The 14,935-nt window shown below is 52.9% G+C and carries 9 protein-coding genes and 2 rRNA genes; 5 read left to right on the forward strand and 6 right to left on the reverse strand.

Annotated features, from left to right (window positions below; all coding sequences use genetic code 11):
• The first annotated feature begins 67 nt into the window (after positions 1–67).
• Genes K3T82_RS40135 through K3T82_RS40145 form a run of 3 tightly spaced genes read left to right on the forward strand, consistent with a single transcriptional unit; the run spans position 68 to position 4,083 of the window.
• Positions 68–1,402: an FAD-binding oxidoreductase gene (locus tag K3T82_RS40135; RefSeq protein ID WP_220199110.1), complete on the forward strand. Its 1,335-nt coding sequence runs from the start codon at positions 68–70 to the stop codon at positions 1,400–1,402.
• Positions 1,399–2,490 carry an SAM-dependent methyltransferase gene (locus K3T82_RS40140; RefSeq protein WP_220199111.1) on the forward strand — a complete coding sequence of 364 codons (1,092 nt, stop codon included), beginning with the start codon at positions 1,399–1,401 and terminating at the stop codon, positions 2,488–2,490. The genes K3T82_RS40135 and K3T82_RS40140 overlap by 4 nt, the downstream gene beginning before the upstream one ends.
• 27 nt (positions 2,491–2,517) lie before the next feature.
• Complete coding sequence (locus tag K3T82_RS40145) at positions 2,518–4,083, forward strand: (Fe-S)-binding protein (protein WP_220199112.1); 1,566 nt, start codon at positions 2,518–2,520, stop codon at positions 4,081–4,083.
• Positions 4,084–4,409: 326 nt separating this feature from the next.
• On the opposite strand, the gene K3T82_RS40150 is transcribed toward K3T82_RS40145, so the two are convergent.
• The 6 genes from K3T82_RS40150 to K3T82_RS40175 form a co-directional block, all read right to left on the reverse strand.
• Positions 4,410–7,390, reverse strand: a 23S ribosomal RNA gene (locus tag K3T82_RS40150).
• Positions 7,391–7,746: 356 nt separating this feature from the next.
• A 16S ribosomal RNA gene (locus tag K3T82_RS40155) occupies positions 7,747–9,222 on the reverse strand.
• Together the 16S and 23S rRNA genes form the textbook arrangement of a ribosomal RNA operon.
• Positions 9,223–10,200: 978 nt before the next feature.
• On the reverse strand, positions 10,201–11,193 hold the full coding sequence (locus K3T82_RS40160; protein WP_220199113.1) for an NAD(P)/FAD-dependent oxidoreductase: 993 nt from the start codon (positions 11,191–11,193) through the stop codon (positions 10,201–10,203).
• The gene (locus K3T82_RS40165) at positions 11,190–11,459 is read right to left on the reverse strand and encodes an FAD-dependent oxidoreductase (protein ID WP_220199114.1); all 270 of its coding nucleotides are present in this window, start codon (positions 11,457–11,459) and stop codon (positions 11,190–11,192) included. Before K3T82_RS40165 ends, K3T82_RS40160 begins: the two co-directional genes overlap by 4 nt.
• A gap of 383 nt (positions 11,460–11,842) precedes the next feature.
• On the reverse strand, positions 11,843–12,055 hold the full coding sequence (locus K3T82_RS40170) for a hypothetical protein (protein ID WP_220199115.1): 213 nt from the start codon (positions 12,053–12,055) through the stop codon (positions 11,843–11,845).
• Positions 12,056–12,085: 30 nt separating this feature from the next.
• Positions 12,086–12,361 carry a hypothetical protein gene (locus tag K3T82_RS40175; protein ID WP_220199116.1) on the reverse strand — a complete coding sequence of 92 codons (276 nt, stop codon included), beginning with the start codon at positions 12,359–12,361 and terminating at the stop codon, positions 12,086–12,088.
• 313 nt (positions 12,362–12,674) lie between these two features.
• On the opposite strand from K3T82_RS40175, the gene K3T82_RS40180 reads away from it, so the two are divergent.
• Positions 12,675–13,982 carry a general stress protein gene (locus K3T82_RS40180; protein ID WP_220199117.1) on the forward strand — a complete coding sequence of 436 codons (1,308 nt, stop codon included), beginning with the start codon at positions 12,675–12,677 and terminating at the stop codon, positions 13,980–13,982.
• A 307-nt stretch (positions 13,983–14,289) separates the two neighbouring features.
• Complete coding sequence (locus tag K3T82_RS40185; RefSeq protein ID WP_220199118.1) at positions 14,290–14,907, forward strand: helix-hairpin-helix domain-containing protein; 618 nt, start codon at positions 14,290–14,292, stop codon at positions 14,905–14,907.
• Positions 14,908–14,935: the final 28 nt, after the last annotated feature.

The raw sequence follows: 14,935 nt of genomic DNA on the forward strand, positions 1-14,935 counted from the left end.
TGCCATATTTTCAAAGGAGGGCGGCATTTTCTCTGCTAGAGGAAACAGAGCACTTGCCGTATATAGCATGGGAGATACTACCTTACTCGCGCAGGCGATACGAGAACATCTGCCACATACACCATTCTCGGACGAGCCAGGACTCTTTCACACATATACAGATGAGATGACAATGCCTCATCTCATCTGTGCCCCCACAACCATCAACGAGGCCGCTCGTATCGTCGAACTGGCCCATCGACACCATTGCACGATCCAGGCACGTGGCGGAGGAACATCCAATGATCTTGGCTCCCTTTCACAAGCCCCTGACATAGAGCTACTCACAACTGGACTCAATCAACTCTTAGAACATGAAGCTCCCGACCTGACCTGCCATATTGAGGCTGGTATGACCCTGAGCACGCTTCAAAACCATTTAGCACGCAAAGGGCAAAAGCTTGCTCTAGACCCTCCTGACGCCAAGCACGCCACGATTGGAGGCATCATAGCGTCAAATGCCAGTGGTCCCAAACGATTACGCTATGGAACAGCTCGTGATCAGGTAATCGGACTACGAGTGATACAGGCTGATGGCACCGTAACGCGCAGTGGAGGACGCGTGGTGAAAAACGTAGCAGGCTATGACCTGAATAAACTCTATATTGGCTCACTCGGTACACTCGGCATTATCGTCGAAGCCAACTTTAAGCTTCAGCCATTACCAGCCACCGAACAAACGCTTCTTCTCACCTACACCAACGCGGATGACGCGATGCACACAGTTCTCAGCCTCCTCGGTTCAGCAATCACGCCCACAGCTCTGGAACTTATTGATAGTGGAGCAGCCAACAGCATGAATGACGGTTATGGGCTACACCTACCCACCAACGGATATACCCTGGCAGTAAACTTTGAGGGCAATCATACGGCTCTGGAGCGGCAGATCAATGAAACGCGTTTGCAGGCACGAAGGTTAAATGCTTTGCTCGGAGAAGAGCTCACGAACCAGGATCAAGAACACTTCTGGCACATCATTCGTCAGCAGCAGCGAGGCACATTAACCTGTAAGATCTCCCTACTCCCTTCACAAATAGCCCCCTATTTGCGTATACTGTCTTCAACCTGTAGGCAACACACATTGGAGGCTGCCAGCATAGCACACGCGGGAAATGGTATTGTATATACAGAGTTACGGCCTGCTGATGCCTTGCCGCGTCTGACAGCAACAATTACGGCGCTTCGCCATTATGTCAACTCGCACCATGGTACCCTGGTCATCGAGCGTTGTCCAACGCAATTGAAGCGGCAGATAGATGTCTGGGGCGACCCCGGAAGCTCCTTTTTCATGATGCAGCGCCTCAAAGAACAGTTTGACCCACAGGGAACTTTCACTAAAGGACGGTTTTTGGGAGGATTGTGAGTAGTAGAGATTTAATACTTGTTACAGCTCAGCCAGAGTTTATGCCCGCAGCAATTGAAGAGCTAATCACCCTGGAGAAACAGCTAACAATTCAAAAAGAAATCATGCCTGATATCTGGCTTTGTGACGTGCCAGATGGAGCCGCGCTCTTGAGGCGCGCCAGCCAGGCTCAGCTTATATTTGTACGCCACCTGGCTCCTGTTCAAGAACAGATAGAATTACACAATACCGAACATGATCTAGGAAATATCGCAGCGGCCATTGCCGGGCTATCAAATTTTGCCCAGATTGGGCGCGGCATTCACTTCGCGGTACAAACGCGCTTCGTACAAACAGACAAGCAACAGGGCAAGCGTCCATATAGCAGTGGCATTCTAAACCGAGAGCTAGCACTTGCCTTCGCAGAAGAGACAGGTGCCATTGAAGATATCAAAAAGCCTGAGGTTATCATATCATTGCTCTGCGACTCGCACATTTGCTATATTGGTATCTCTACGAGTGAAGAGAATTTGAGCGCCTGGCCGGGTGGGGCGCGGCATTATGCTCAGACAAAAGAGCAAATTAGTCGCGCAGAATTTAAATTGCTGGAAGCCTTAGAGACATTTCACATCACGCTTCCTGAGCGAGGACGCGTACTTGATCTGGGAGCGGCACCTGGCGGCTGGTCGCGCCTCCTACTCGATAGCGGACTCCAGGTCGTCGCGGTAGATCCTGCAAACCTTGATGCAAGGCTGCGCGGTCAAAAGCGCCTGGAACACTATCAGGGCTATGCCGAGCGCTATCTCGATATGCAACTAAGCTTGTCGAATCCCGCGAAATTTGACCTCATTGTCAATGATATGAAAATGGATGCGAGAGAGGCGGCACGGCTCCTGGTCCAAGCATCACGCCAGTTGCGCCCGGATGGATTTATTATCAGTGTGTTTAAGCTTCCACATACAACAGATACTATCAATCCGTTAAAGACACTCAAGGCAGCCTTAAAAACACTGCACAACCATTTTGACATTGTACAGGCGCGCCAGCTTTTTCATAATCGACAGGAAGTAACTGTTGCGGCGGCGCAACCACTACCGGCCCGTAAATAGCAATTTCTTAGATTTGGAGGTATTCTTATGGCTCTAGAGCAGACATCAGCCCATGATGCCTATCCAGAAATCAAGCCCCCCAATAGCGGGCCATTGCGCCGCAACACGCATACATACGAACTCATTCGCCAGTGCATACACTGTGGCTTTTGCCTTCCAACCTGCCCCACATATTCCGTGTTAGGTGTAGAGATGGATTCACCACGCGGACGCATCTATCAGATGCAGGCTGTCGCGGAGGGCAGGCTTGAGATAGGGGAAGATTTTGTTGAGCATATGAACTGCTGCGTGGGGTGTCGAGCCTGTGAAACGGCCTGCCCTTCTGGCGTGCAGTTTGGTAAACTCATTGAGGCCGCGAGGGAGCAAATTCAGCTAGCGGAGGAAGACCCCAACGCCAGCACCCAGATAACCGGCCCCTCTGAGCATATGCAGGTTCCAGCCCAGAAGACACTCGCGGGAAAGCTTCTCCACCGCATCTTCTTTGACTATATGCTTCCATCGCACCTGAACACGATGCTCGTCTTCTCAGGGCTGAAGGTCTATCAACGCAGCGGTCTACAAACCCTCGTTCATCGTACAGGGCTTCTTGATCTCGTTAATAACCTTCCGACTCCTTTCAAAGGAAAACTCAAGCTCCCTGAAGAACTGATGGCCTCAGCGTCAGGAGACATCTTCCCAGCGCAATTGCCAGAGATCACACACGCCATTGGAGCCAGAAAATACCGTGTTGGCTTCATCAGCGGTTGCATCATGGATCAGGTCTTCCGTGACATTAACGAAGCGAGTATTCGCGTGCTCGCGGCTAATGGCTGTGAGGTTATCACTCCAGTCCAGCAAGGCTGTTGTGGAGCGCTTCATGTACACGGTGGCGAAGCGGAACGCGGGCGTGATTTAGCCCGGCACAATATTGACATCTTTGAGCAATATAATTGCGATGTCATTATCATCAACTCGGCGGGATGCGGCTCAACGCTCAAAGAATACGACCACCTGCTACGGGATGATCCCGCTTATGCAGAGCGAGCCAAAGCCTTCAGTGGCAAGGTCAAAGATATCAGTGAGTTTCTAGTCAGTATCAAGCTGAATCAGCAAATGGGAGAGGTCACACGCACAGTCGCCTATCATGATGCTTGCCACCTGGCTCATGGGCAAAAGATCAAACAGCAACCACGGCAGTTACTCCAAACCATTCCTGGCATACAACTGACAGAGTTAAAGGAAGCGGACTGGTGCTGTGGGAGCGCTGGTGTGTATAACATCGTCAATCAGAAGATGGGCAACGAATTGCTGGAACGCAAGATGGAGAATGTTGCCGCAACCGAGGCGGATATTGTTGCAACTGGCAATCCAGGCTGCATGATGCAGATCGCGATGGGAGTGCGCCAGCGAAATCTTGACATGCAAGTGGTACATCCCATTCAGCTTCTTGACGAAGCCTATCGTGTGGGAGGTCTCTACCGCAACGCGCAACGTCCAGATCTTAACAATTTAACAGCCAGTACAAAGCACCAGCAGAAGCAGCGCTTCCTCTTCGTCGGTATTGTTCTTGGTCTGCTATTAGGGCTATTCTTCCTGGGTCGCCGTAAGAAGTAGCCAGCCACACGACACTGTAGGTATCCCCTACAGTCCAACCAACCGAAAGAATCAGGTCACACAGAGAAGTGAGAAAGGAATAGCTTGATATATTTCTCTGTGTGACCTGATTCTGCTGAATTATTTCTTTTCACACACAAAAAAGAGTTCGCGATGTCGCACTGCGACCTCGGAACCCTCTTGTCTCCTCGAACCAACTCAATCATGTTTCCCTCAATTTTGCTGAGCCACGCTCCTGCCTGCCTCCCACACGTGCGCTTCTCCCTTCACAGCAGCCCATGAGAACCACTCCCAACAGGATCATACACACACATACACACGTTGGTGGCAACAAGCCGTACGATCATTAGTACTGCTCCGCTTCGCCTGTTACCAGTCGTCCACGCGCAGCCTATCTACCAGGTCTTCTTCCTGGGATCTTGACCTACTCCGAAGAATAGGTGGGACAAGTCGTCTTGGGGTCGGCTTCGCGCTTAGATGCTTTCAGCGCTTCTCCTTTCTTGACGTAGCTACCCAGCTCTGGGGGAGGCCCCCAACTGGCACACCAGCGGTCAAGCCATCTCGGTCCTCTCGTACTGAAGATGACTCCCCTCACTTCTCCTACGCCCACGACGGATAGAGACCGAACTGTCTCGCGACGTTCTGAACCCAGCTCGCGTGCCGCTTTCATGGGCGAACAGCCCAACCCTTGGGACCTACTCCAGCCCCAGGATGCGACGAGCCGACATCGAGGTGCCAAACCTTGCCGTCGATGTGAACTCTTGGGCAAGATAAGCCTGTTATCCCCGGGGTAGCTTTTATCCGTTGAGCCACACTCCTTCCACTCGGGAATGTGGGATCACTAAGCCCGACTTTCGTCCCTGCTCGGCGCGTCTGCCTCGCAGTCAAGCTCCCTTGTGCCTTTACACTCTTGAGAGGGTGATGTCCATCCACCCTGAGGGAACCTTTGGGCGCCTCCGTTACTCTTTGGGAGGCGACCGCCCCAGTCAAACTACCCATCTGGCCCTGTTCACGCTCCGGATCACGGATGCGTGTGAGACACAAACCATGGTGAGAGTGGTATTTCACTGCTGCCTCCTCCGCCCCCACAAGGGCGGACTCTCCGGCTCCCACCTATCCTACGCACACCATACTTCGTTTCCAGGCCAAACTGTAGTAAAGCTCCACGGGGTCTTTTTGTCCTGTCGTGGGTAACCCGTATCTTCACGGGTACTTCAATTTCGCCGAGTCCTCTGTCGAGACAGTGCCCAAGTCGTTTCTCCTTTCGTGCGGGTCGGAACTTACCCGACAAGGAATTTCGCTACCTTAGGACCGTTATAGTTACGGCCGCCGTTCACCGGGGCTTAGATTCGTGGCTACGCTCACCACTCCTCGTAACCTTCCGGCACTGGGCAGGAGTCAGCCCCTATACTTCCGCTCTCGCGTTCGCAGAGACCTGTGTTTTTGGTAAACAGTCGCTTGGGCCTCGTTTTTGCAGCCTTCTCACCACCTCTTGTCTTACCAAGAGACAGCTACTCAGGCCCCCCTTCTTCCGAAGGTACGGGGTCAATTTGCCGAGTTCCTTAACAGAGGGTCGCTCGATCACCTGGGGAGAGTTCCCCCTGCCTACCTGTGTCGGTTTGCGGTACGGGCGCACAGTCTTCTGGCGAGAGGCTTTTCTTGGCGGCCTGGGCTCCGATGACTTCCGCACCCTCGCGGGCGCTCGGCCCAGCAGTCACGCTTTCGCAACCGGGATTTGCCTCGGTCACGCGCTTCTGGCTGGGCACCGGTCCTGTCCATTCGACCGGCTCACCTTCCCTACCGCGTCCCCCCATTGCTCCATCACGAAGCTGTGCGGTGCAGGAATCTCTGACCTGCTTTCCATCGCCTACGGCTTAACGCCCTCGGCTTAGGTCCCGACTCACCCTGGGACGATTGACGTTGCCCAGGAACCCTCAGGCATTCGGTGTATCTGGTTCTCGCAGATATTGCGCTACTCATTCCGGCATTCTCACTTCCTGCCGCTCCACCAGTCCTTGCGATCTGGCTTCTCTGCCACAGGAACGCTCCCCTACCAACCTCCTCGTAAAGAGAAGGTTCCATGGCTTCGGGACGATGCTTGAGCCTCGGTACGTTGTCGGTGCCATTGCACTCGACCAGTGAGCTATTACGCACTCTTTAAATGATGGCTGCTTCTAAGCCAACATCCTGGCTGTTTGGGCGCATTGACCCCCTTTGACACTGAGCATCGATTTTGAGCCCTTAGCCGATGGTCTGGGCTGTTTCCCTTTTGACGACGAAGCTTAGCCCCCGCCGTCTCACTCACCCGCATCCTGTCCTGGCATTCGGAGTTTGGTTAGGGTTGGTAACCCGCACAGGGCCCCTAGCCTACTCAGTGCTCTACCTCCAGGATAGTTCTCTCGGGTGGCTGTACCTCAATACATTTCGGGGAGAACCAGCTATCTCCGTGTTCGATTAGCATTTCACCCCTATCCACAAGTCATCCCCCAGTTTTGCAACACTGGTGGGTTCGAGCCTCGACGGACTGTTACATCCGCTTCACTCTGCTCATGGATAGCTCACACGGTTTCGGGTCGCATCGCCGCTACGCGCACGCCTTATTCAGACTCGGTTGCCCTCTGGCTCCCCAGCTTTAACGCTGGTTAACCCGCAACGTGCGATGCACTCGCCGGATCATTCTACAAAAGGCACGCCATCAGCCCTTACTTCCTCATGGAAGAGTGGCCTCTGACTGCTGGTGAGTACGTGGTTTCAGGGTCTCTTTCATCCCCCTCTCGGGGTCCTTTTCACCTTTCCCTCACGGTACTTGTTCGCTATCGGTCGCTGAAGCTCTTTAGCCTTGGAGGGTGGTCCCCCCAGCTTCCCACAAGATTGCACGTGTCTCGTGGTACTCAGGATCCTTCCCACCGTACTGCCCCCGACCTCTACGGGACTCTCACCCCCTCTGGTGGCACGTTCCAATGCCTTCAAGTAAGGTCAGTATGGTGTTGATGGAAGTCCTACAACCCCGCCACGTCCGAGGACGTGATGGTTTGGGCTAGGTCCCGGTTCGCTCGCCACTACTACGGGAATCTCGGTTGATTTCTCTTGCGCAGGCTACTGAGATGTTTCAGTTCGCCCACGATCCTCCACACCGTCTATGTGTTCAACGGTGGGTCTCCAGACATAACTCTGGAGGGGTTGCCCCATTGGGAATCTCAGGGATCATAGCTTGGATGCAGCTCCCCCTGAACGTTTCGCCGGTCTCCGCGTCCTTCATCGGACTTCAGCGCCAAGGCATCCACCTCGTACTCTCTGTCGCTTGTTCTGCCTTGCCGTTTTCTTCGCCGAATGTGAAGAATTGTTGTTAGTGTGTATCTACCCTTTGTTGTTGGGATTCGGTCTTCATGTTCACTGTCAGCGATCAGCGCTCGCGCGGGATGCTCCCCGTCGTGTGAAAACACACTCTAGAAAGCAGCAGGCACAGCGTGCTCGCTCAGCAAAATTGAAGGAAACATGTTCGGTTGTTCAAGGTGCTCGGGTGAGACTCGCATGTCCCTCACGAAGAGGGACGACGAAGCGCTCAACCGCTCAAGAGTGGAAGCAGCTTTCAACATCAGCACCACAGGTTCCTGTTCGACCTGGAAGTTGAGGTGACCTCATGGGTCCCTCGTGACTCCCTAGAAAGGAGGTGATCCAGCCGCACCTTCCGGTACAGCTACCTTGTTACGACTTCACCCCAATCACCGACCCCACCCTCGACGCCTGCCTCCCAAAGGGTTAGCCTGGCGGCTTCAGGTGTTGCCGACTTTCGTGGTGTGACGGGCGGTGTGTACAAGACCCGGGAACGTATTCACCGTAGTGTGCTGACCTACGGTTACTAGCAACTCCTCCTTCATGCAGGCGAGTTTCAGCCTGCAATCTGAACTGAGACCGGCTTTCTGAGCTTGGCTCCCCCTCGCGGGTTCGCTTCCCTTTGTCTCCGGCCATTGTAGCGTGTGTGTCGCCCAGGTCGTAAGGGCCGTGCTGACTTGACGTCATCCCCGCCTTCCTCCCTTTCGGGCAGTCCCACCTGAAACCTGTAACAGGCAGTAGGGGTTGCGCTCGTTGCGGGACTTAACCCAACATCTCACGACACGAGCTGACGACAGCCATGCAGCACCTGTGTGAACGCTCCGAAGAGCACAGTGCATTACCACTGCTTCGTCCACATGTCAAGACCTGGTAAGGTTCTTCGCGTTGCATCGAATTAAACCACACGCTCCGCTGCTTGTGCGGGTCCCCGTCAATTCCTTTGAGTTTTAATCTTGCGACCGTACTCCCCAGGCGGACCACTTATTGTGTTTACTTCGACACGGAGGGGGTCGATACCCCCCACATCTAGTGGTCATCGTTTACGGCCAGGACTACCGGGGTATCTAATCCCGTTCGCTCCCCTGGCTTTCGCACCTGAGCGTCAGGTACTTCCCAGGACACTGCCTTCGCCTTTGGTGTTCCTCCGGATCTCTACGCATTTCACCACTCCACCCGGAATTCCGTGTCCCTCTGAAGTCCTCAAGTCCTACAGTTTCCGTTCGCCTCTCCCGGTTGAGCCAGGAGCTGTCAGAACAGACTTACAGGACCGCCTGCGTGCCCTTTACGCCCAGTAACTCCGGACAACGCTCGCCCCCTACGTATTACCGCGGCTGCTGGCACGTAGTTAGCCGGGGCTTCTTCCTGAGGTACCGTCCGTTCTCGTCCCTCAGAAAAGCAGTTTACACTCCGAAAAGCGTCTTCCTGCACGCGGCGTTGCTCGTTCAGGGTTGCCCCCATTGACGAAAATTCCTCACTGCTGCCCCCCGTAGGAGTCTGGGCCGTTCTCAATCCCAGTGTGGCTGACCATCCTCTCAGACCAGCTACTGATCGTCGCCTTGGTGAGCTTTTACCTCACCAACCAGCTAATCAGGCGCAGGCCCATCCTCAGGCGTCCCGAAGGACTTTCCTTCTTGCGAAGGCTATGCGGTATTGTCGGCGATTTCTCGCCGGTATTCCTCACCTGGGGGTAGGTACCCACGTGTTCCTCACCCGTCCGCCACTCCCTTGTTGCCAAGGGCGTTCGACTTGCATGTGTTAGGCACGCCGCCAGCGTTTATCCTGAGCCAGGATCAAACTCGCCATTCAAGTTGTGAATGTATCTCGACTCACCTCACGCGGAGATGAGCGAAGGTGTAAATGAGTTTGCGTCCAGGCTGAAAGAAGTGCTTGGCTTCTTTGTTTGCTTGTTCGCAGAATTGACAGGATTGTGTACCTTCCTCTCATGGCTCCCTTGCGAGAGCGCTGGAAGAAGGGCCAATGTCCATCTGCATTCCACTCTTGAGTTGTTCAGGTACGTCTGAGTCCTCGACGCCGCATGGGCGTCGTCCCCGCCGACCTCGGTGGGCCAGCGTTTTTTTCTCTGTATCGGGCAGAACCAACAAGAGTAGCGTTTCCGCTATTTTCGTTCGTTCGCCGTCGACTCCGGTAGTATCGCATATCGCTTGGGGTTTGTCAACCCCTTTTTCGTGACTTTTTCGAAGCTCATTCAGATTCGTTGTTGTACCCCCTACCTTGCGGGCTGCCGGAAAATGGCAACACAAAGCTGACGACCTCATCAGTCGTACAGCGCGGGAGGGGAGATGATCTGAACGATCCCGTGTCGAGCCACCTTAGCGTGGCGCAATACTGGCTACATCCGACAGGAGCACCGTAATAATGGTGATTGTCGTTATGTGCCTTTCTCTTGGAGCGAGGGTCATTATCGCACAACCACCTATCCCTGTCAATATGCAGATTCTATGTAGGACTATTAGCAGGTAGGCAAACAGAAGGAGCGTTGTTACGGTATGAACGATAAAGCACTTCAACGCCCATACTGCCACAACGCTCCCACAAGAGGTAACGTGTATTACCGTTATCCGAAACTTACCCAAATAGGGACAAGCCATATCCGGTGTTCGGTTCCTGCTTCAACGAACAACCTGCCTGGATCTACCAGGTCTTACAGGATCTCCGCAGGCGTGAATTCCGGTGTAACTCACCGTACGAGGGGCAATTATAGCAGAAACGGGATACGAATGCAAGAGCAACAGATGTCAACAGAAAGAACTATTTGTCCACTCTTCAAGAAACTTGTTTTGACCCTTCAGCAACAGCCAGCGATGGTTTATTAATGCGCTCCAAGAGTACATCCAAAAACTTCTTACCACCTGTCGCGACAAGCATAGGGTTACGCGCTAAAATACCCATAAACAAACTCGCGCTATAATCGCACCGTACAGCCTGGGCAATCTGAGAGGCGGTCAGGCGCTTTAAGAGGTCAAAGGCACCATCCCATTGCTCATCTGTGTAAGCAGCGATATGCTTGTTGATCAGATAAGAAATCTCCATATCCCGACCAAAACGTGTACGCCACTGGCGATCAAAACGATTTAAGAAAGTGCCTGAAGTATCGCCACTCTTCACCGCATCAGCAGCCACATCACCAGCCATTTGACCGGCATACATCGCGAATCGGATGCCCTCACCGACTAGCGTTGATCCCTGACCACCAGAGTCGCCAGCCAGCATAAGACCATCCCGGCAGAATCTATCCACAGGTCTGACGGCAGGGAAGAGCCCAGTATGGTATTCAACAGGGCTCGCGCCGCGCAGTTTCTCTTTCAATTGAGGCATCTGCATAATACTATTCAGATAGGGGCGCGCGTCATTGTCACAATCGGGATGGATAACGCCAACACCGATGCGGACACGTCCATTGCCTCGTGGGAAGACCCAGGCATATCCTTGAGGAGCAAAAGCGCTTCCCATGATGAGATAGACGGTATCCTGTGGATAATGGGGGGCATACAGGTCATATTCCGCGCCGAAGCCATAGCGATGGAAAGCCTCACCCATATCACTGCGCACGCCTATATGGCGAGAGAAGCCGCTCGCATCAATCGTCACATCCGCATGCACTTCGCGCCGCTCGCTCACATGGTTCTTATATGTCACACCAACGATGCGCTCGCCCTCTCTCAACACTTTATCTACGGTATGACGGACGCGAATCTCTGCACCTGCCGCAATCGCGCGCCCAGCGAGATGCTGATACAGACCGCGAATATCAATCACACAGGCAACAGCAGGATTATAATCATGGATAAATTCGCGATTGGGTGAGACAAAAGCAATTTTTGTGACGGGATGATAGAGATGTTCGGGACCTTTAGCGCTTTCATATCACTAATCCAGCTTCCGCCGCTGGTATGAATGGGATAACCAATTTCATTCTGGCGCTCCAGGACAAGCGTACGAGCGCCCCTGGATGCAGCAGTCTCGGCGGCCATCAGGCCAGCAGGGCCGCCTCCAACAATAAGTACTTGATACTCGTCTGGCATGAGATTCCTTCTACACAATTAGGAGAGTGCGACATCAATTCATGGTACCAGAAACGGCACCGTCGAGCGAAAAATATAACTCTTCTCTGCGCTCTATTTGTGGCATAGTATAGAACACCTACCAGTCACTGTCTATACTTCGCACTGAGACGAAAGGCTTTCGACTACGGAGCTAGCATATTGAATGGAGCAAGAGGATTCGTACCATCCCAAGTTCCCGTTGCCTCGAAAGGGCGAAAACGAGCAAAGAATTCCTCTCAATACCACTGTTCCTGACGAGTACGGCGGATAACCTCGCGATGGGGAGACTGTCCATAGGCAAATGACGTCACATCGGGCAACGTCTGCCAGATGCTAAACGTGGCCTGGTACAGCAAGGGGATTTAACCAACGCCTACAGAATTTAGCAGAGTTGGTTGAGAACGCAACCGGGCCGCGACTGCTGGTACCGCATCCAAAAACGCCTTGACACAGCCCAGACGAAGAGTCGCACGAGTTAGAATAACCCAGGGTCCCGATTGAGGTGCAACGACCGCTGACATGTCACTCAAGGGGTCCCGCCCACCCCAGGCGCCATGCCAGCGCACAGGTCGCATATAGACAGTCCAGAGTTCTTCAGCCTCACATCATACGCGCTTCATAAGTGAGGACTCCTCTTCAAAACGGCGCGCATCGGCATAGGAGCGCCAGACGCTAAAGATCGCCGAACGCTGGAGATCAGCATGTGGACTAAAGACTTTGCCACGACCAACTCCCATTAAGCGCCAGAAGCACACACCAGGAACACGATGCATCTTCCAATGGTCCAACCCCAGATAAGTCAGTGTACGCAAACCTGGCTTATGATAACGGATTAAGCTAAACGTGACCACAGGCTCATTGGTATCTTTCATATGTTCCATGTTACAACGTTCTACTCTCATCATAATCTTACGTATATGTTACTACAGGCTAGACGCGCATGTGAAGCGATGTGAGCCATATGCAAAACGGCCACTATAACAAGAGGCAAGACCCATTTTGCCCTCACCATCATTTCATCGATTGTTACATTTCTATATTTAAGTTCGTGTATCTGAGTGTTCATGCTCAGCTGACATACAGAATCACGAGAGAATCAAGTACAAGAAAAAATGCCATAGGTCTTGACACAAAGCGAAGCATTAGAGCTCTTTTTTGTGAAATATTCTGTAGTGAAAGTCAGGAGGAAAGCACATGTCTACACGATCACAAACGACAGCCGTTGGTGTTTTCACTGATAGGATACAAGTTGATAGAGCGCTTGAAGCCCTTCATAACGCAGGCTTCAGTGATGACCAAATTGGCTTCATTCAACGAGATCTACGTGATGCGGCATCAGAGCGAGCGGCTACCGACGCCACAGCAGTCGAAGCAACCACCGAAGAAAAATCGGATGCCGCCGCGACTGGCGCTGTCGGTGGAGGGATTCTAGGTGGATTACTGGGAGCGGCGGCGGCGCTGGTCATTCCAGGGATTGGTCCTGCTTTGGCAGGTGGAATCCTGGTCACAACGTTAGGTGGCGTAGCCATTGGTGCGGTTGCGGGTGGTCTGATTGGCGCGCTCACCAATATGGGTATTCCAGAAGAAGAGGCCCAATATTATCAGCAAGAGCTCTCAGCGGGACGCATGCTCCTTACGGTGAATGCTGGCGCTCGTTACGAGGAGGCAATGACCCTCCTACGCAGCCAGGGTGCTTATGACGTCTATACCCAACCGGGAAGACAGGAACCAATAACCAACACCTATGAGCGACGTCCAGAAGAAGAGGCACGCTATGCACCTCCAACACGACCAGGCTATGACATGACCTATCCCGACAATACTATCGAGCAGCCTGCGCAGGCTGTGGGAGCAGGTCAGGAGAGCTATAACATGCCTCCCACCTATACGCGTGAAAACGGTGGCTTCCGGCAGGATATGCCACAAAACTATCGCGAGAACCAATATCGCCGCTCAGAGGACCCGACAGGCGAACCAGTAGCCTCTCAGGAGGGTGTGAGAGCAAATAATCAACCATATGCTGATGATGTGAATCAGAGAGTATTCAATAATGCCAATGGCACGCCCCAGCAGCCAGGACAACAATATGCACCAACCTATTCCTCTGAAGCGCCACAGCCCAACCAAGCAGGAGCTACCGCTGATGCTCCCGAGTACACCAATCCGTCATCTCAAACGACCTATCGCGAGGGTGAGCAGCGACAAACGCCAAACTTCCAAGAGCCGAATCGAACGTTCCAGAGCTCAGAAATGAGGCAAGAGGGATATCGAACAGATGCCGCCCCCGGTACGGGGACTAACAACGCATCTCAAACTTATAACGAGAGCGGTATGGCACATCGTGAGAGCGATCCATATCAGAAGCAGCAACGGGTCAAAGATGTCGATACACAGTCTATGAGAGAGAATCAGGCTGGCACGAACCAGCAGCCTCAACGCAATCTCAGACCAGATGAGCGAGACACAGATAACACACCACCTCCACCCAACTATCGCCAGTAAGCTACATGAACATTATAAGAAGCGAGGAGGAGAACGATTGAAATGTTCTCCTCCTCGCTTCTTTATCTTACCCCAACAGACACACACCACAAACCCACGTGAAAGCGCTTGATAAGCGCTTTCACGTGGGTTTAAAATCATTGACTTTTGACCAATATCATGCTATAATTAGAACATGATTTCAATGTGCTTTGTACACTAATTGAGATACGCATTCAGATGTGCTCGTTTATTTCTATCCTTGTATTGACTTATTCTTTTTCTATGTTCCATTTATGCCTTCCAGGGCAAAGGGGTGGAGTACCTAATGAGCAGCATCTTTCAGCTTACACAAACAATTCAAATAATGCCCTCGCTACCTCGCCGTACAGGGAAGCGCTCTACACAACAGATGCTCCCCGGACTTGAGCCAGAGGCCGAGGCACAACCTCAAATCACCAATCGACAAATAGCCGAAGTGCTATCGAGCATCGCAGACATGCTGGAGGCCCAGGCAAGTAATCCGTACCGCATTCAGGCCTATCGCAATGCCGCACGTGGTGTCCTCAACCTGAAGGAGCCTGTAAAAAACTTTCTGGAACGAGGAGAATCTCTTCCCATTGCAGGGCTAGGGGACCGCCTGCGCTCACGTATCCGCGAACTGGCGCAAAATGGTAGCATGACCTTTCAGAATGGCCTTTGCCTGCCTGCTCTGCCCACAGGAGTACGAGCTCTCATGAGTGTTGAACACGTGGGGCCATATACCGCTATTCGCCTCTACGAAGAGCTAGAGATTGATTCGGCGGAGAAGCTCTTTAGGGCTGCTCAGCAACAGCGTATTCGCCCGCTCTCAGGCTTTGGCATTCGTAGCGAGGAGCGCTTAAAAGAGGCAGCGCGTCGCATACTCGACAAACAAACCTCACAGCCGCTCGGTGGCGCTGCCTAAGAAGAAAAGCCAGTCTTGCGTATGTATG

The sequence above is a fragment of the Ktedonospora formicarum genome (assembly GCF_016587355.1).
Taxonomy (GTDB): Bacteria; Chloroflexota; Ktedonobacteria; order Ktedonobacterales; family Ktedonobacteraceae; genus Ktedonobacter; species Ktedonobacter formicarum.

Excerpts from the sequence above, each read along its gene's own strand:
- K3T82_RS40135 (WP_220199110.1), top strand. The coding sequence starts at position 68 with ATGGGAGATACTACCTTACTCGCGCAGGCGATACGAGAACATCTGCCA.
- K3T82_RS40185 (WP_220199118.1), top strand. The coding sequence starts at position 14,290 with ATGAGCAGCATCTTTCAGCTTACACAAACAATTCAAATAATGCCCTCG.
- K3T82_RS40170 (WP_220199115.1), bottom strand. The coding sequence starts at position 12,055 with ATGCGACCTGTGCGCTGGCATGGCGCCTGGGGTGGGCGGGACCCCTTG.
- K3T82_RS40145 (WP_220199112.1), top strand. The coding sequence starts at position 2,518 with ATGGCTCTAGAGCAGACATCAGCCCATGATGCCTATCCAGAAATCAAG.
- K3T82_RS40165 (WP_220199114.1), bottom strand. The coding sequence starts at position 11,459 with ATGCCAGACGAGTATCAAGTACTTATTGTTGGAGGCGGCCCTGCTGGC.
- K3T82_RS40180 (WP_220199117.1), top strand. The coding sequence starts at position 12,675 with ATGTCTACACGATCACAAACGACAGCCGTTGGTGTTTTCACTGATAGG.
- K3T82_RS40175 (WP_220199116.1), bottom strand. The coding sequence starts at position 12,361 with ATGGAACATATGAAAGATACCAATGAGCCTGTGGTCACGTTTAGCTTA.